This is a genomic window from Sphingopyxis sp. Geo48 (genome assembly GCF_949769155.1).
Lineage (GTDB): Bacteria > Pseudomonadota > Alphaproteobacteria > Sphingomonadales > Sphingomonadaceae > Sphingopyxis.
On sequence record NZ_CATKPA010000002.1, the window covers coordinates 553,764 to 570,206 of the forward strand.

The following is a 16,443-nucleotide window of genomic DNA, read 5'->3' on the forward strand; positions in this document are numbered from 1 at the left end:
TCCCCCCGACGCCTTGTCTATTGCCCGCCGCGCCGCCGCCATAGCCTCCCGAAGGACGAAGGTTCTGCACAGAACGGGACCGAGCGAAGGGAGAGAAAGCGTGACGCACAAAGCTTTTCTGGCGACCTGCCTGTCGACGACGATGCTGATGGGATGGCCGGGCGCCGCGTTCGCACAGGAAACCTCTGCCCCAGAAGAGACAAGTAGCGGCGGCATCGCCGAAATCGTCGTCACCGCACAAAAGCGAGCGCAGAACCTGCAGGACGTTCCCGTCGCCGTGTCCGCGCTGGCGGGCGAGGAGTTGGAATCGCGCGGGATCAGCGAGACGTCCGACCTGCAAGGCTTCGTGCCCAGCCTCCAGATCACCACACCCTATGGCCGCACCCAGCCGAACTTCTCGCTCCGCGGCGTATCGGTCGCGAACGAATTTTCCGCCTCCACCGCCTCGCCAGTCGGTGTCTATGTCGACGAAGTCTATCAGAGCTTCCGCGCGAGCCACGGCCAGCAGCTCTACGACCTCGAACGGGTCGAAGTGCTGCGCGGCCCGCAGGGCACGCTCTATGGCCGCAACACGACCGGCGGCGCGATCAGCTTTTTCAGCAACAAACCGAAACTCGACGGCAATGAGGGCATGATCACGCTCGGCTATGGCAATTACGACACCAAGACGGTCGAGGGCGCGGTCGAGGCGACGCTGATCCCCGACAAGCTGGGTATCCGCTTTGCGGGCACCTATGCCAAGGGCGACGGCTGGCAATATAATCCGGTGCAGGACCGCCATGTCGGCACGACGAACACGGTTGCAGGGCGCGCCTCGCTCCGCTGGAAACCGACCGAAACGGTCGACATCAACCTCAAAGGCTATTTCGCGCGCGACAATCCGCTGGCGCCCAATCCCTATGCCCTCGGCCAGCTGGCCGAGGGCCGCGACGTGCTCGGCTACTCGCGCTTCGACCCCGCGCAAAATGGCGGTGCCCCGCTCGGCAAGAACGACGTCGCCGCCGACACGGGCGGACGCTATTACACCTCGTCGCAGGGCTTTGCGCTCAATGTCGCGATCGAGGTCAGCGACAGCCTCTCGCTGACCTCGATCACCGGCTATGACACGGGCAAATATCGCAACTCGCCCTTCGACTGCGACGGCTCGCCCAACAGCGTCTGCGCGCTTCGCTACAATTCGTTCAGCAAGAATTTCAACCAGGATCTGCGCCTGAACTTCAAGGGCGACCGCTTCAACGCGGTGGCCGGGCTCTATTATGGCGTCGACAAGATCGACACGCGCAACGAGATCGACTTCTTCGGCGTGCTGAAGCCGATCCTGCAGGGCGCGGGGGTTCCCAACAGCTTCTTCAACGCCCCGGTGTCGGCGCCGCAGGCGGCTGCGTTCGTTCCCGCCTTCGCGGTCGATCCGACGCTCGACCCGACCAACCCGGCAAGCTGCGCTGCAGTGCCAACGGGCAACCCCAACGGTTTCCTCGATGCCCGCTCGCTGATCGCGCTGCTCACCGACATCCAGGTCAACAATTCGGGTGGCGGCGGTTTCGGCGGCGCGATTTCGGCCGCATGCCGCGCGGCGGGCGCACCGCCATTCGGTCCCATCGAGGGCGAACAGCGCTACACGATCAAGCGGCCTTCGGCGGCGATCTACTTCGACGGGAGCTATGACATCACCGATGCGCTGACGGTCAGCGTCGGCCTTCGCTACACGATGGACAAAGTCAAATATCTGAACGGGCGGACGGTGCTCTACGACCTTGGCGGCACGATCCGCGCGAGCACCATTCCTTATACCTTCCCTTATGATGCGAGCGTTCCGGCGCTGCGGCAGAAGGAAAAGGCCAATCGCCTGACCGGGCGGATCAACGTCAGCTATGATTTTGCCGACGATGTCATGGGCTATCTGAACTATAGCCGCGGCTATCGCAGCGGCAGCTTTAACGGCCTCGCCTATCAGGGCACCAATCAGGTCTATTATATCGAGCCCGAGCAGATCAACGCCTATGAAGGCGGGCTCAAAATGCGCTTCTTCGACCGGCGCGTGCAGCTCAATCTCGCGGGCTTCTATTACGACTACAAGAACCATCAGGTGACGCAGGTCATCGGCGCGACGACCTTCACCCGCAGCGCGAACGGGCGCCTCTATGGCGGCGAGGCCGAGCTGACGATCCAGGCCGCAGACAGCCTGCGCCTCGATGCCTCGATGAGTTTACTGCGCAGCAAATATAAGGGCAATGTCATCGATCCGACCGACCCGTCGAGCCCGACGCGCAACGTCAACGGCAACCCCTTCCCCAACGCGCCGCGCACCACTTTCTCGGCTGGCTTCGACTGGGATGTCTTTGAAAGCGGGGACAATAAGCTGACGCTGCGCGGCGACGCCGCCTATACGGGCAAATATTATTTCGACCCGTTCGGCGATTATGGTCAGACCCCGTGCGACCGTCCCGGCGCGCCCGGCAACGTCCGTCCGGCCGGCCCCGCGATCACGTGCGGCAACCCCGGATACTGGCTGGTGAACAGCCGCCTGACCTTCGAGCATGGCAACTATGCGGTCAGCGCGTGGGTCAAGAACCTGACCAACAAATATTACTACAGCTATGGGCTCAACATCGACATCTTCGGGCTCGACTATCTCAACCGCGGTACGCCGCGCACCTATGGTGTCGAGTTGACGGCCAAATTCTGAGGCACCCCCCTGGGGGCGGCGTCCCCTCCTCCCGCGCCGCCCCCGACCCTTTTTATCGTTTCGCAAGGAGCATCGGATGATGCGTTTTACCGGCAAGAGCGTTCTGATCACAGGCGCCGCGCGTGGGATCGGCCTCGCTGCCGCGCAGGAATTTGCCCGCGAGGGCGCATCGGTGACGATCACCGACATTGACGCGGACGAGGCCGACGCCGCGGCGGCCGCGATCCGTGCCGAGGGGCTGAAAGCCGAAGCCCGGCGTCAGGACGTCGCCGACGAGGCGGAGTGGAAATCGGTGATTGCCGACGTCGTGGCGCGCGACGGAAAGCTCGACATCCTCGTCAACAACGCCGGCATGGGTTTCCTGAAATCGGTCGTCGATACGAACCTTGCCGAATGGCAGCGGCTGATGGCGGTCAATCTGGAAAGCGTCTTCCTCGGCGTGCGCGCCGGCATCGACGCGATGAAGGACAAGGGGGGCGTGATCGTCAATGTCGCCTCGATCGCGGCGAACGTCGCCGAGCCGCTCTTCCCCGCGTATAACGCCAGCAAGGCCGGCGTTGCGATGCTGACCAAGGCGGTGGCGGTTGATTGCGCGCGCAAGGGCTGGCCGGTGCGGATCAACTCGCTCCACCCCGGATATTGCGAGACCAAGCTCGTCGCCGACGCGGTCGGCAGCCTTGGCGATGCGGCCGCGGGTTTCGCGACCGCGACGGTCGGCGCCATTCCCCTCGGCCGGATGGCGACGACGCGCGAGATCGCCCGCCCCCTCCTTTTCCTGGCCAGCGACGATGCCGCCTACATGTGCGGCAGCGAGCTGATCGTCGACGGCGGCTACACCGCCGTCTGATCCAAATCCTACACAACAGGGACGACATTCCATGAGCAAGAAACCGGTCATCGTCTATGGCGCCTCGGGCTACACAGGCCGCCTCGTCTGCGAATATCTGCGCGAACTCGGCATTCCGTTCATCGCCGCGGGACGCGACGCGAAGCGCGTACAGGAGGTGATGGACAAGGTGCCCGGCATCGAGACCGCTGACTATGAGGTCGCCGAGGTCGAACATAGCGTCGAAGCGCTGACGAAGCTGTTCAAGGGCGCAAAGGTCGTGTGCAACATGGTCGGCCCCTTCATCAAATATGGCCCCGAAACCGTCGAGGCGAGCCTCGCAGCGGGATGCCATTACCTCGACACCACCGGCGAGCAGGACTGGATGATGCTGGCGCAGGAAAAATGGGGCGAGGGTTTCGCGAAAAAGGGCCTGCTGCTCTCTCCGTGCGTCGCGCATATGTACACGACGGGCGAGATCGCGGCGAACATCGCGCTCGAAACCATGCCGGGGCTCGATACGCTCGACATGCTCGTGCTGTGGAAGGGCTTCCCGACCTATGCCTCGGTCCAGACGATCTTCACGATCCTGAAGGCCGACTGGTATTATCTGGAGAACAATCAGTATGTCCAATGGCCGACGCTGACGACCACCGAATGCCATGTCCCCGGCCAGCACGCGACCGCGCTGACCCTGCCGTGGGGCGGGACATCGCACCCGCTCTGGTTCAAGGACGACCCGCGCGTTTCGACCGTCAAGGTCTATGGCGGTGTCTTCGCGCGCGAGGTGATGGACAATGTCGTGAACATGACCAAGATGATCGATACCGACATCAAGCCGCTCCCCTTCAAGGAACAGGAGGCGGCGCTCGCCAAGATGGCGGAATCGGTTCAGGGCGACATGCCGCCGCGCGAAAATCCGCGGCTCAACACCAGCATCGATTCGGTTTACGCCTCGGGCCCGCTCGGCCGCGTGCATGTGCTGCTTCACGGCAATTGCAACTATAAGCAGACCGGCCTGATGCAGGCGTGGGCAGCGATGAACCTGCTCCAGCAATCGCCGCGCCGCGTCGGCTTTGCGTCAGCGTGCCAGGCGTTCGGGCATCGCGAGATATTCGGCGCGCTGCGCCAGTTCGGGCTGGTGCTGAAACCGGTCGTCACGGTTCACGACTGAGGAGGCGGCGGATGCGGCTGGTCGACTGGCTCGACAAGGGGGCGTCGCTGGGCGCCGGCGCCCCCTGCCTGACGATGGACGGCAAGAGCCTGTCCTATGCCGAGGTCCAGACCCTGACGCACCGCGTCGCGCGCAGGCTGAACGGCGCGGGGATCACGCCGGGAAAGCATGTCGCGATCCTCTCGGGCAACGATCCCGTCGCCTTTGCCTGCGTCCTTGCGATCTCGCGCGCCGCGGCGGTCTGGTGTCCGATCAATCCGCGCAACGAGGCGGCCGAGAACGCCTATATTCTCGACAATTTCGATTGTGCGGCATTGCTCTTTCATTCGAAGTTCGCCGATCTGGTCGACGAACTTCGCCGGCAGTTGCCGAAACTCGAGCTGCTCGTCTGCCTCGATGCCGAGCAGCCTTTCGCGCCGTCGCTCGACCAGTGGCTCGCGGGCGTCCCCGACGGCCCGTTTCAGGCGGAACCGGTCAGCGACCTCGCGATGCTCCCCGGCACCGGCGGGACGACGGGCCACCCGAAAGCTGTCATGCTGACGGGCCGCAATCTCGAGGCGATGACCGCGCTGACCCTGATGGGCTATCCGTTCGAGGGACGCCCGGTCTATCTGGCGATGGCACCGCTGACGCACGCCGCCGGTGTGCTGACCTTCCCGATCATGGCGCATGGCGGTGAGGTCGTGATCATGCCCTATCCTGATATCGGAGAGTTCCTGGCGCTGGTGTCGCGGCACCGCGTTACGCATAGCTTCCTGCCGCCGACCCTGATCTACATGCTGCTCGATCATCCAGCGCTCGGCGCCACCGACCTCTCGTCGCTCCAGTGCTTCTGGTACGGCGCGGCGCCCATCTCGCCCGCGCGGCTCGAAGAGGCGATCGACAAGATCGGGCCGGTCATGGCGCAGCTTTTCGGTCAGACCGAGGCACCGATGATGATCTCGATGATGGCACCGAACGATCATTTCAACCCGGACGGGTCGGTTGCGCGCCACCGCCTGTCGTCAGCGGGCAAGCCCGGCCCGCTCGTGCGCGTCGCGATCGTCGATGCCGACGGCAACGAACTGCCGCAGGGCGAACGCGGCGAGATCGTTGTCAGGGGCTCGCTCGTCATGGACGGCTATTACAAGAACCCGGCAGCAACGGCCGAGGCGACGCTGAACGGCTGGCACCGCACCGGCGACATCGGCTATCTCGACGCCGACAATTTCCTCTACATCGTCGACCGCGCCAAGGACATGATCATCACCGGTGGCTTCAACGTCTATTCGGCCGAGGTCGAGGCGGCGCTGCTGTCGCACCCGGCGATTCAGGACGGCGCGGTGTTCGGGCTTCCCGACGACAAATGGGGCGAGCGAGTCTGCGCGGTCGTGCAGCTTCGCGCGGGCCGGCAGGCAGTACCCGAAGAGATCATCGCGCACGTCAAGGCGGCCATCGGCAGCGTCAAGACGCCGAAAGAGCTCGAAATCTGGGACGACCTGCCGCGGTCGAAAGTCGGCAAGGTACTGAAGCGCGAAATTCGCGCTGGCAAGCTCGGTTCTCCGGCCTGATTCAAAGCTGCGAGCCACCCGGTCAGGCGAAATGGAGCCGCCGGTACTTGCCGCGAAAATAGAGCAACGGGTCGCGGTGCGGCTCGAATTGCGCGCGCACCACTCGCCCGACTAGGATAAAATGGTCGCCCGCTTCATGCAGCGACTCGCGCTGACATTCGAACGAAACGAGTGAGCCGCCGAGCAACGGCACGCCGGTCTGGCCAGGCGCCCATGGCAGGTTGGCGAAGCGGTCCTCGCCCTTCGACGCGAAACGGTTCGACGCCGGTTGCTGCCCGATCTGGAGGACGTTGACGCCGAAATGTACCGCGTCACGCAGGATCGGCGCAGTCCCCGACGTATTGGCAATGCAGACGAGCAGCAGCGGCGGGTCGAGCGACACCGAGGTGAAGCTGTTCGCCGTCAGTCCCGCCGGTGCCCCCGACGCGTCGAGCGCGGTGACGATCGTGATGCCGGTGGCGAAACAGCCCATCGCATCGCGCAGCGTGCGCGGGTCCGATCCAGCCTTGAACTCCATCGCTTCGCGCGGCTGGCGCCGTTCGAGGAATTCGAGCAGCTGGCCGAGCAGCGCCTCGTTGCGATCGACCGCGAACGCCAGGTCTCTGTCCTCGATATCGGCGCTTTCGCCGATCGGCAGCGCCGCGGTGAAAGCGTCGCTCGCCGCGGTGCATTCGGCGGGCGAAAAGCCGCCGCGAACGACCAGCGTCGGAAGCGCGAGGCGCGGCGCCGCCGCGACCGCCTCATCGCTCACCGGCATGTCGACCAGAATCAATCCCGCCGCGAGATGCGCGCCATCAGGGGCCAGCGCCTGCGTCGCGACCAATCCCCCTCGCCGCGCGGTCGCGACGACGGGGCGCGACCCCATCTGCGCCAGGATAGCGCGCAGATCCTCGACATGCGCAGCGATATCGCCTGCTTCCATTTCAGAGGCACGTGGCTCGACATTGACGACGCGCCGCCCCGACAGGACGAGCGCTTCGGCCGCCGCGCGCCAGACCTCGCGCCCCTGCCCCGGTTCGGGGAGCAGCAGGACCGCGGGATCATTTTCGTCGCCCAGAACATCGGCGGACAGACGAAGGCCGCCAAATCCCTTATATTCGATGATAGCCAAGCAGCCCCCTCGACGGGCCGGCGAGCAAAGAGGCCGGCAGGTTGGACCCTGCCAGCATAGCGGCACCCGTTGCCGGACCGCAAGGACGGAGCGCAAGGATGGGCGGGCGTCAGCTCCTGAAACCGGCAAGCCGCTGGTCGATGATCGCTTCGGCGTCGCCGATAATCCGGTCGATCAGTTGCTGACAGGTCGGGATATCGTGGATCAGCCCCTGCACCATCCCGGCCCAGAACACGCCCTTCGACAGGTCGCCGGTCTGGAGCAGTTCGCGCCCCGCGGCGCCCGACACCAACTCCTGCACGTCGCTGAACTGCGCATCGGGATTGGCGAGGCGGCGCGCGACCTCTTCGCTCACCGGGCTGCGGCCGACGCGCGCGGTATTCTTGAAGTTGCGAAAGATCAGGAAGCTGCCGCGCTCGTCATTGTCGATATAGGCCTGCTTCACATTGTCATGGATCGGCGCCTCGACGGTCGCGCAGAAGCGCGTGCCCATGTTGATGCCCTCGGCGCCGAGCGACAGCGCGGCAACGAGGCCGCGCCCGTCGCCGAAGCCGCCCGAGGCGAGCATCGGAATCTTGACCTTGTCGGCGGCGGTGGGGATCAGGATCAGGCCCGGAATATCGTCCTCACCCGGATGGCCGGCGCATTCGAAGCCATCGATCGAGATGATATCGCAGCCCGCCTTCTCCGCCGACAGCGCGTGGCGGACCGCTGTGCATTTGTGGAGGATCGTGACGCCATGGGGCTTCAGCATCTCCCAGATCTCCCGCACCGCCTGCGTGCCCGCGGTTTCGACGATCTTCACCCCGCCGTCGATGATCGCCTGCGCATAGGCTTTGTAATCGGGCGCGTTGATTGTCGGAAACACCGTCATGTTCACGCCAAAGGGCTTGCCGGTCATCGTGCGGCAGCGCTCGATCTCGGCGCGCAGGGCGTCGGGGGACGGCTGGGTCAGCGCGGTCAGGATGCCGAGCCCGCCCGCATTCGATACCGCGCTCGCAAGCTCGGCATAGCCGACGCTCTGCATCCCGCCCTGAACGATCGGATGTTCGATGCCCAGCATCTCGGTGATACGCGTCTTGAAAGCCATGCCCCGTCCTTCCCTAATTTTATTGCCCTTACGGCACCGTCGTCTTTGCACATGAATTAACTTGACGCTTACGTCAACGTCGGGTTGAGCAATTGCAGAAGCGGTGAAGGGAATCGGGATGACGACGAACCAAGGCATATCGGATCGGGCGCTGGCGATTGCTACAAAGGTCGAGACCTTCGTCCGGGAAACCGTCATCCCCTATGAACGCGACGCCCGCCGCGACCATCATGGCGCTCCGACCGACGAGCTGGTCATGGAAATGCGCGAGCAAGCACGCGCTGCGGGTGTGCTGACACCACACATCCTGCAAGACGGCAGCCACCTCAACCAGCGCGAGACCGCCGTCGTGCTGATCAACAGCGGCTTGTCGCCGCTCGGCCCGCTCGCCTGCAACACGATGGCGCCCGACGAGGGCAATATGTATCTGCTCGGCAAGGAGGGAAGCCCCGAGCTCAAGGCCCGCTTCCTCAAGCCGATGGTCGATGGCCATGTGCGCTCGGCCTTCCTCATGACCGAGCCTGCCGAAGAGGGTGGCGCCGGCTCCGACCCGTCGATGATGAAAACGACGTGCCACCCCGACGGCAATCACTGGGTCGTCAACGGTCGCAAGACCTTCATCACCGGCGCGCAGGGCGCGCGGGTCGGCATCATCATGGCGAAGGCCGAGCAAGGAGCGTGCATGTTCCTGGTCGACTTGCCCGACCCCGCGATCCGTATCGACGAGATTCCGAATACGATCGACAGCTCGATGCCCGGCGGCCACGCCACGCTGACGATCGACAATATGCGCATTCCCGCCGACCAGATGCTGGGCCAGGCGGGCGAAGGCTTTCGCTATGCGCAAATACGCCTGTCGCCGGCGCGCCTGTCGCACTGCATGCGCTGGCTCGGCTGCTGTATCCGGGCGCACGAGATCGCGACCGATTATGCCAACCGCCGCGAGGCGTTCGGGAAGCCGCTGATCGAGCATGAGGGCGTCGGCTTCATGCTCGCGGAAAATATGATCGATCTCAAACAGGCCGAACTGATGATCGACTGGTGCGCAGGCGTCCTCGACACCGGATCGCTCGGCACCGTCGAAAGCTCGATGGCGAAGGTGGCGGTGTCGGAAGCTCTGATGCGCATCGCCGATCGCTGTGTCCAGGTCATGGGCGGCACCGGCGTGACCGACCGGACGATCGTCGAACAGGTGTTCCGCGAGGTCCGCGCCTTCCGCATCTACGATGGCCCGACCGAGGTTCACAAATGGAGCCTCGCCAAGAAGATCAAGCGCGACTGGAAAGCCGGCCACGCCTGAGCGCCGCGAAGTTTGTTGGCGCGGAATGATTCCGCTGCGCCCGAGACGTAACGTCAAAAGACTTGACGTTTACGTTAACGTACAGATGATGGGCACAAACAGAGCAGGGTGAGGAATCGGGCCGATGTCGATATTGCACGATGAAGGACAGCAGGCGATCGCGACCGAGTCGCGCCGTGTTCTCGAAGCACGGATCAGCAAGGACGACCTGCTGCCGTTGCTGCAGACAAGCGGCCGTTACCACGAGGGCTTCTGGACAACGGCGAAGGAACAGGGCTGGACCGCCCTCGCCCTTCCCGAAGCCTATGGCGGTCTCGACCTCGGCCTCGTCGAGCTTGGGTTGATCGCGCATCAGGCCGGACGCTCGCTGAGCGGCGCCCCCTTCCTGACCTCGGGTTTTGGCGCCGCGAAAGCGATCGAACTCCTGGGCACCGATGCGCTGAAACAGCGTTGGCTGCCTCGCCTCGCCAGCGGCGAAGCCATCGGCGCGGTCGCTTTTGCCGCCGGCGCCGATCCGCTTCCCGCCATACCGGGCCTCACCTGTGCAAACGGCCGTATCGAGGGGCACGCGAAAAGCGTCACTGCGGGGCTGGCCGCCGATGTCGCCGTCGTTCTCGCCGACCAGGCCGGCGTGCCGGTCCTGGCGCTCGTCGAGCTCGCCGGGGTCGAACGATCGGCGATCGACAGCTTTGACAACAGCCGCCTGATCGCCGACCTCCGCTTTGCTGCCACGCCCGCCGAGGTGATCGCGACGGGTCCGGCAGCACGCGCCGCCGCGCTTCAAATTCTGGCGCTGCAGGCCGTCGTCACCGCGCACGAACAGACCGGCGGCGCCGAAGCCCTGATGGAAATCGCCCGCGATTATGCGGTGACACGCAAGGCGTTCGGGCAGCCGATCGGCGCTTTCCAGTCGATCAAGCATCGCATCGCCGAACTGTACGGACTGGTCGAGCTCGCCCGCGCGAACTGCATTCATGCCGCAGCACGCGTGGATCAGGGAGACTTCATCACAGCCGCCGCCGCGGCGCGCCTTTCGGCAACCGAAGCCTATGATACCGCCGCGCGCGACTGCGTGCAGATCCATGGTGGCATCGGGGTCACCTGGGAGATCGGGCTGCACCTTCACATGCGCCGTTCGCGCAGCCTCGCGCTCGAACAGGGAAACAGCCTCTTCTGGGAAGATATACTCGTCGACCGCCTGGCAGGAGAAGCCGCATGAGCGATCTCGAAGCCTTCCGCGCGAAAGCCGCTGCGTGGTGCGAATCGATGGTGCCCGCCTTCGGAAAGGCGGCGCGCAAGGGGCTGAGCGTCGAAGAGGACCTCGCGCTCGGCCGCCGCTATCAGAAGGCGAAATTCGATGCGGGCTTTGCAGGCATCAACTGGCCGACCGAATATGGCGGCCAGGGGCTCGGCCACATCGAGAAGATCACCTTTGAAGGGGAAGAGATGAAGCATGGCTTCCCCAACGTCTATTTCGGCATTTCGCTGGGGATGCCTGTCCCGGTCCTGATGCAGTTCGGTGCCGACAGGGATTTTGTGAAGGAGCGTGTCGTCAAGGCGCTGCAGGGCGAGGAAATCTGGTGTCAGCTCTTCTCGGAGCCGTCGGGCGGCACCGACCTCGCGGGCCTCCGGACGCGCGCCGAAACAGACGGCAACGGCTGGAAGATCAACGGTCAAAAGGTCTGGACCAGCTGGGCGCAATATTCGGACTATGGCGTCATCGTCGTCCGCACCGATCCCACGGTCGCGAAGCACAAGGGCCTCACCTATTTTTGGGTCGACATGAAGGCGCCGGGCGTCACCGTGCGCCCGATAAAGCTCGCGGGCGGCGACAGCCACGTCAACGAAGTCTTCTTCGACGATGTAAGAATCAGCGACGATCACCGCATGTCGCCGGTCGGTGGCGGTTTCGCGGTCGCGCTCACGACGCTGATGATCGAGCGATATGTCGCCACCGACAGCGCCGGTTTCGGCCCGCACCTCGACCTGTTCGTCGACCTCGCCAAAGATGTGAAGATCAACGGCAAGCCGGCGATCGAGGACGGCCGCATTCGCCATCAGATCGCGCGCAACTATGCGATGCGCGCCGGGCTCGACTCGATCAACCGCCGCGCGCGGCTGATGATGCAGGCGGGGATGACCCCGGGGCCCGAAGGCTCGCTCAACAAGCTCGTCGCGGTGCGGTCGCGCCAGAAGCTGTCGGAGCTCGCGCTCGACCTGCAGGGCACCGACGGCTTCCTGTTCGACGAACATGCCTCGCCGAAAGATGACTGGGCATCGAGCTGGATCAACGCGCCGACCGGGCGCATCGCGGGCGGGTCGGACGAGACCTTGCTCAATACCATCGCCGAACGCATTCTTGGCCTGCCGCAGGACCATCGCCCCGACAAGGGCATCCCGTTCAACCAGATTCCGGCCTGAAGGAGCCTGCTTCATGATTATCGATTCCTCGACCGCCGCCGTCGTAACCGGCGGCGCCTCCGGCCTCGGCCGCGCGACGGCCGAAGCGCTTGCCGCAGCGGGCGTGAAAGTCACGATCTTCGACATCAACGACGCGCTCGGCGAAGAGGTCGCGAAGGCGATCGGCGGGCTGTTCGTCCATGTCGACATCACCGACGAGCAGTCGGTCCTCGATGGCTATGCGCAGGCCCGCGCGGCACATGGGCAGGAGCGCATCTGCGTTCACTGCGCGATGACCTCGCGTCGCGGCAAGACGCTCGCCTATGACAAGGAGACCGGCAAGTTCCGCCGCACCCCGACCGAGGATTATGCCTATGGCGTGGCGGGCATCCTGACCGCGAGTTACCGCATCGGCTCGATCGCCGCCGAGGGGATGGCGGGGCTGCCCGAACTGGAGGACGGCGAGCGCGGTGTGATCATCTTCACCGCCTCGGTCGCTGCGCAGGATGCGCAGATCGGACAGGTGATCTATGGCTCGGCCAAGGCGGGCGTGAATGGGCTCGTCCTGCCGATGGCGCGCGACCTGATGGACCTTGGCATCCGGGTCAATTCGATCATGCCCGGGGTGTTCGAAACGCCGCTGCTCGGCAACATGAACCCGAAGGTCAAGGAAAGCCTGGAGGCCTCGGTCCCCTTCCCCAAGCGCCTCGGCAAGGCGAGCGAATATGCCAGCCTCGCGATGGAGATGGCGCGCAACAGCTACTTCAACGGCCAGGCTGTGCGCCTCGACGGCGCGATCCGCATGGCACCCCGCTAAACCTCGGGGTGGCCGCATGGCGCCCCGCTGATCACCCCGACAACACCCTGTTCAATCCGCTGACCACCCGGACAATTACCTACGAAAGGAACTCCCCATGGCAGAAGCCTACATCATCGACGCCGTCCGCACCCCGCGCGGGATCGGCAAGCCCGGCAAGGGCGCGCTGTCGCACCTGCACCCTCAGCACCTCGCCGCGACCGTCCTCGCCGCGATTCGCGACCGCAACAATCTCGATACCGCGACGGTCGACGACATCGTCTGGTCGACCTCGTCGCAGAACGGCAAGCAAGGCGGCGACCTTGGCCGCATGGCGGCGCTGTCGGCGGGTTATGACATCAAGGCGAGCGGCACCACGCTCGACCGTTTCTGCGGCGGCGGTATCAGCACGGTGAACTTCGCCGCGGCCAGCGTGATGAGCGGCATGGAAGACTGTGTTATCGCCGGCGGCACCGAAATGATGAGCTACACCGCTGCTTATGCGGCCGAACAGGCGAACGCCGGGCTACCCCCGCGCATGATGGGTTCGGGTCACGAGGCGCTCGACGCCCTGCATCCGCAATCGAACCAGGGCGTGTGCGGCGACGCGATCGCGACGATCGAAGGGATCAGCCGCGAGGATCTCGACGCGCTTGCGCTCGTCAGCCAGCAGCGCGCCGACCGCGCCATCAAGGAGGGCCGCTTCGCCAAGTCGGTCGTGCCGGTGCTCAATCCCGACGGCAGCGTCGCGCTCGACCACGAGGAGTTCCCGCGTCCCGAAACGACCGCCGAAGGACTGGCCGCGCTCAAGCCCAGCTTCGCAGCGCTCGCCGACTTCGACCTCGGCGGCGGCGTGACCTTTCGCAAGCAGATCAACCGCCGCTATCCCGATGTCGACATCCAGCATTTCCATCATGCAGGCAATTCGTCGGGCGTCGTCGACGGTGCGGCGGCGGTGCTGCTCACGTCGAAGGACTATGCCGACAAGCACGGCCTGAAGCCGCGCGCCCGCATCGTCGCCTATGCCAATATCGGCGACGATCCGACGTTGATGCTCAACGCCCCGGTTCCCGCGGCGAAGAAGGTGCTCGAGAAGGCCGGTCTGACGAAGGACGACATCGATGTCTGGGAAATCAATGAGGCGTTCGCCGTCGTCGCCGAAAAATTCATCCGCGATCTCGATCTCGACCGCGAGAAGGTCAATATCAATGGCGGTTCGATGGCGCTCGGTCACCCGATCGGCGCTACCGGGTCGATCCTGATCGGCACCGCGCTCGACGAGCTCGAACGCTCGGGCGGACGGTACGGCCTCGTCACCATGTGCGCCGCGGGGGGCATGGCGCCGGCGATCATCATCGAACGACTCTGAATTCGTCACCCTGGTGCCCGTTTAGCCACGGGAGGCATTCTGCCAGCCGACCGCCCATCGGCCGGCAGCGGCCTCCAGATATAGCATTCGAAAGGAATATGATGTGACTGGTCCCCTCAAAGGTATAAGGATCGTCGAATTCGCCGGCCTGGGCCCCGGCCCCTTCGCCGGCATGATGCTCGCCGACCATGGCGCCGAAGTCATCCGTATCGACCGCCCCGGCGCCGCGCTCGATCCGCGCGATCCCCTGTCGCGTAACCGAACGTCGATCGTTCTCGATATGAAAAATCCCGAGGCGCTGAAAGTGGCGCGGGAACTGTGCAAGAGCGCCGACGGCATCATCGAGGGCTACCGCCCGGGCGTCATGGAACGCCTCGGCCTTGGGCCCGACGTGCTGCTCGCCGACAATCCAAAGCTCGTTTACGGCCGCATGACCGGCTGGGGCCAGTTCGGCCCATACGCGCAGGCGGCAGGGCACGATATCAATTATATCGCGCTGTCGGGCGTGCTGCACACCGTAGGGCGGGCGGGCGAGAAGCCGGTGCCGCCGGTCAATTATGTCGGCGATTTCGGCGGCGGCGGCATGATGCTCGCCTTCGGTATGGCGAGCGCGTTGCTCCATGCTGCGAAGACCGGCGAGGGCCAGGTGATCGACTGCGCGATGACCGACGGGTCGGCCGTACTAGCAGCGATGACCTGGGGTTTCTTCGGCGCCGGACGCCTGAAGGACGAGCCCGGCGTCAACATGCTCGACACCGGCGCGCATTTCTATGACACCTATACCTGCTCCGATGGCAAATTCATCTCGATCGGCTCGATCGAGCCGCAATTCTATGCGCTGCTGCGCGAGAAGACCGGGCTCGACAAGGATCCGGCGTTCGACGCACAGATGGACCCGTCGCAGTGGGGACCGCTCAAGGACAAGCTCGCCACATTGTTCGCGACCAAAACGCGCGACGAATGGTGCGCGATCATGGAAATGACCGACATCTGCTTCGCACCGGTGCTCTCGCTCGCCGAAGCACCGCAGCATCCGCACAACGTCAAGCGTGAAACCTTCCTGACCGTCGGTGGCGTCGTCCAGCCCGCCCCCGCCCCGCGCTATTCGGCGACCGTCAACGATGCGCCGCGCGCGGCACCGACGTGCGGCGCCGATGCCGATGCCCTGCTCGCCGGTCTCGGCTATGACGCGGCGGGTATCGCCGCGCTGCGCGACAGCGGCGCCGTCGGCTGACGCTTTGGGTGACCGGGCGCCGGCGCGCGTCCGGTCGCCAACCTTGGCTTGCAACACCGACCCGTGAGGCATAGCCTGCTTCGCGAACGAGGAGAGTTTTTGATGGGTGAGTTTCTGAGTGTCGAGCGACGGGGCAAGATCGCGATCCTGACGATGATCAAGCCCGAAAGCATGAATGCGATCGGCACGCACGAGGATTGCCAGGACATCATCGACACGCTTCGCGCGCTTGGCGACGACCGCGGCGTCAGCGCGATCATCCTCACCGGCAGCGGCAAGGCCTTCAGCGCCGGTGGCAATCTTAAAGGGATGCAGGACCGCACCGGCATCGGCGTCCTCGACCAGCCCGATTCCACCCGCGCCAATTACCGCAAGGGCGTTCAGGCCGTGATCCGCGCGCTGATGGACTGCGAAGTGCCGATGATCGCCGCGGTCAACGGTCATGCGATAGGGCTCGGCTGCGACCTCGCCTGCACCTGCGACATCCGCATCGCGTCCGAGAGCGCGAAGTTCGCGTGCAGCTTCATCAAGGTCGGGATCGTTCCCGGCGACGGGGGCGCCTGGCTGCTCCAGAAGATACTCGGCTATCCGCGCGCCGCCGAACTCTTCCTGACCGGCGACCGCTTCGACGCTACTACCGCGAAGGATTATGGCCTCGTCACCGAGGTCGTGCCCGACGATCAATTGCTTGACCGCGCGATCGCAATCGCCGACCGCATCGTCTGCAACCCGCCCCGCGCGCTGCGCCTGACGAAACGCCTGCTCCGCGAGGCGCAGCACAGCCGGATGAGCGACATCCTCGAACTCAGCGCCGCCTATCAGGCGATCGTCCATGAAACCGCCGACAATCGAGAGGCGATCAACGCCTTCGTCGAAAAGAGGGAGCCGGTGTTCACAGGAGAATGAA

General features: G+C 64.8%; 13 protein-coding genes. 11 read left to right on the forward strand and 2 right to left on the reverse strand.

Going from position 1 to position 16,443, the window contains the following annotated elements; genetic code table 11:
* The first annotated feature begins 100 nt into the window (after positions 1-100).
* The 4 genes from QOL79_RS09495 to QOL79_RS09510 all read left to right on the forward strand — a co-directional run bounded on the left by QOL79_RS09495 (position 101) and on the right by QOL79_RS09510 (position 6,236).
* The gene (locus QOL79_RS09495; protein WP_283419431.1) at positions 101-2,686 is read left to right on the forward strand and encodes a TonB-dependent receptor; all 2,586 of its coding nucleotides are present in this window, start codon (positions 101-103) and stop codon (positions 2,684-2,686) included.
* Between the two features lie 76 nt (positions 2,687-2,762).
* Positions 2,763-3,533, forward strand: a complete 771-nt coding sequence (locus QOL79_RS09500; protein ID WP_283419432.1) for a glucose 1-dehydrogenase — start codon at positions 2,763-2,765, stop codon at positions 3,531-3,533.
* 31 nt (positions 3,534-3,564) lie between these two features.
* Positions 3,565-4,686 (forward strand): DUF5938 domain-containing protein, encoded by a 1,122-nt coding sequence (locus QOL79_RS09505; protein WP_283419433.1) that lies wholly within the window; start codon positions 3,565-3,567, stop codon positions 4,684-4,686.
* Positions 4,687-4,697: 11 nt separating this feature from the next.
* Positions 4,698-6,236: an acyl-CoA synthetase gene (locus QOL79_RS09510; RefSeq protein ID WP_283419434.1), complete on the forward strand. Its 1,539-nt coding sequence runs from the start codon at positions 4,698-4,700 to the stop codon at positions 6,234-6,236.
* Positions 6,237-6,258: 22 nt separating this feature from the next.
* Here QOL79_RS09510 and QOL79_RS09515 read toward each other — a convergent pair whose 3' ends face one another.
* Complete coding sequence (locus QOL79_RS09515) at positions 6,259-7,347, reverse strand: flavin reductase (RefSeq protein WP_283419435.1); 1,089 nt, start codon at positions 7,345-7,347, stop codon at positions 6,259-6,261.
* Positions 7,348-7,456: 109 nt separating this feature from the next.
* The gene (locus QOL79_RS09520) at positions 7,457-8,437 is read right to left on the reverse strand and encodes an NAD(P)H-dependent flavin oxidoreductase (RefSeq protein WP_283419436.1); all 981 of its coding nucleotides are present in this window, start codon (positions 8,435-8,437) and stop codon (positions 7,457-7,459) included.
* A 118-nt stretch (positions 8,438-8,555) separates the two neighbouring features.
* On the opposite strand from QOL79_RS09520, the gene QOL79_RS09525 reads away from it, so the two are divergent.
* The 7 genes from QOL79_RS09525 to QOL79_RS09555 all read left to right on the forward strand — a co-directional run bounded on the left by QOL79_RS09525 (position 8,556) and on the right by QOL79_RS09555 (position 16,442).
* On the forward strand, positions 8,556-9,737 hold the full coding sequence (locus tag QOL79_RS09525) for an acyl-CoA dehydrogenase family protein (RefSeq protein ID WP_283419437.1): 1,182 nt from the start codon (positions 8,556-8,558) through the stop codon (positions 9,735-9,737).
* Positions 9,738-9,861: 124 nt separating this feature from the next.
* Positions 9,862-10,956: an acyl-CoA dehydrogenase family protein gene (locus tag QOL79_RS09530; protein ID WP_283419438.1), complete on the forward strand. Its 1,095-nt coding sequence runs from the start codon at positions 9,862-9,864 to the stop codon at positions 10,954-10,956.
* Complete coding sequence (locus QOL79_RS09535) at positions 10,953-12,158, forward strand: acyl-CoA dehydrogenase family protein (protein ID WP_283419439.1); 1,206 nt, start codon at positions 10,953-10,955, stop codon at positions 12,156-12,158. Before QOL79_RS09530 ends, QOL79_RS09535 begins: the two co-directional genes overlap by 4 nt.
* 13 nt (positions 12,159-12,171) lie before the next feature.
* Positions 12,172-12,954 (forward strand): SDR family NAD(P)-dependent oxidoreductase, encoded by a 783-nt coding sequence (locus QOL79_RS09540; protein WP_283419440.1) that lies wholly within the window; start codon positions 12,172-12,174, stop codon positions 12,952-12,954.
* A gap of 97 nt (positions 12,955-13,051) precedes the next feature.
* Positions 13,052-14,302, forward strand: coding sequence for an acetyl-CoA C-acetyltransferase (locus QOL79_RS09545; protein ID WP_283419441.1), 1,251 nt, complete (start codon positions 13,052-13,054; stop codon positions 14,300-14,302).
* 103 nt (positions 14,303-14,405) lie between these two features.
* On the forward strand, positions 14,406-15,536 hold the full coding sequence (locus QOL79_RS09550) for a CaiB/BaiF CoA transferase family protein (protein ID WP_283419442.1): 1,131 nt from the start codon (positions 14,406-14,408) through the stop codon (positions 15,534-15,536).
* A gap of 102 nt (positions 15,537-15,638) precedes the next feature.
* Positions 15,639-16,442 (forward strand): crotonase/enoyl-CoA hydratase family protein, encoded by an 804-nt coding sequence (locus tag QOL79_RS09555; protein WP_283419443.1) that lies wholly within the window; start codon positions 15,639-15,641, stop codon positions 16,440-16,442.
* The last annotated feature ends 1 nt before the right edge of the window (position 16,443 follow it).

Bases quoted from the DNA above. Each gene is read 5' to 3' on its own strand.
- QOL79_RS09545 (WP_283419441.1), top strand. From the start codon at position 13,052: ATGGCAGAAGCCTACATCATCGACGCCGTCCGCACCCCGCGCGGGATC.
- QOL79_RS09555 (WP_283419443.1), top strand. From the start codon at position 15,639: ATGGGTGAGTTTCTGAGTGTCGAGCGACGGGGCAAGATCGCGATCCTG.
- QOL79_RS09510 (WP_283419434.1), top strand. From the start codon at position 4,698: ATGCGGCTGGTCGACTGGCTCGACAAGGGGGCGTCGCTGGGCGCCGGC.
- QOL79_RS09540 (WP_283419440.1), top strand. From the start codon at position 12,172: ATGATTATCGATTCCTCGACCGCCGCCGTCGTAACCGGCGGCGCCTCC.
- QOL79_RS09520 (WP_283419436.1), bottom strand. From the start codon at position 8,437: ATGGCTTTCAAGACGCGTATCACCGAGATGCTGGGCATCGAACATCCG.
- QOL79_RS09535 (WP_283419439.1), top strand. From the start codon at position 10,953: ATGAGCGATCTCGAAGCCTTCCGCGCGAAAGCCGCTGCGTGGTGCGAA.
- QOL79_RS09530 (WP_283419438.1), top strand. From the start codon at position 9,862: ATGTCGATATTGCACGATGAAGGACAGCAGGCGATCGCGACCGAGTCG.
- QOL79_RS09505 (WP_283419433.1), top strand. From the start codon at position 3,565: ATGAGCAAGAAACCGGTCATCGTCTATGGCGCCTCGGGCTACACAGGC.
- QOL79_RS09525 (WP_283419437.1), top strand. From the start codon at position 8,556: ATGACGACGAACCAAGGCATATCGGATCGGGCGCTGGCGATTGCTACA.
- QOL79_RS09500 (WP_283419432.1), top strand. From the start codon at position 2,763: ATGATGCGTTTTACCGGCAAGAGCGTTCTGATCACAGGCGCCGCGCGT.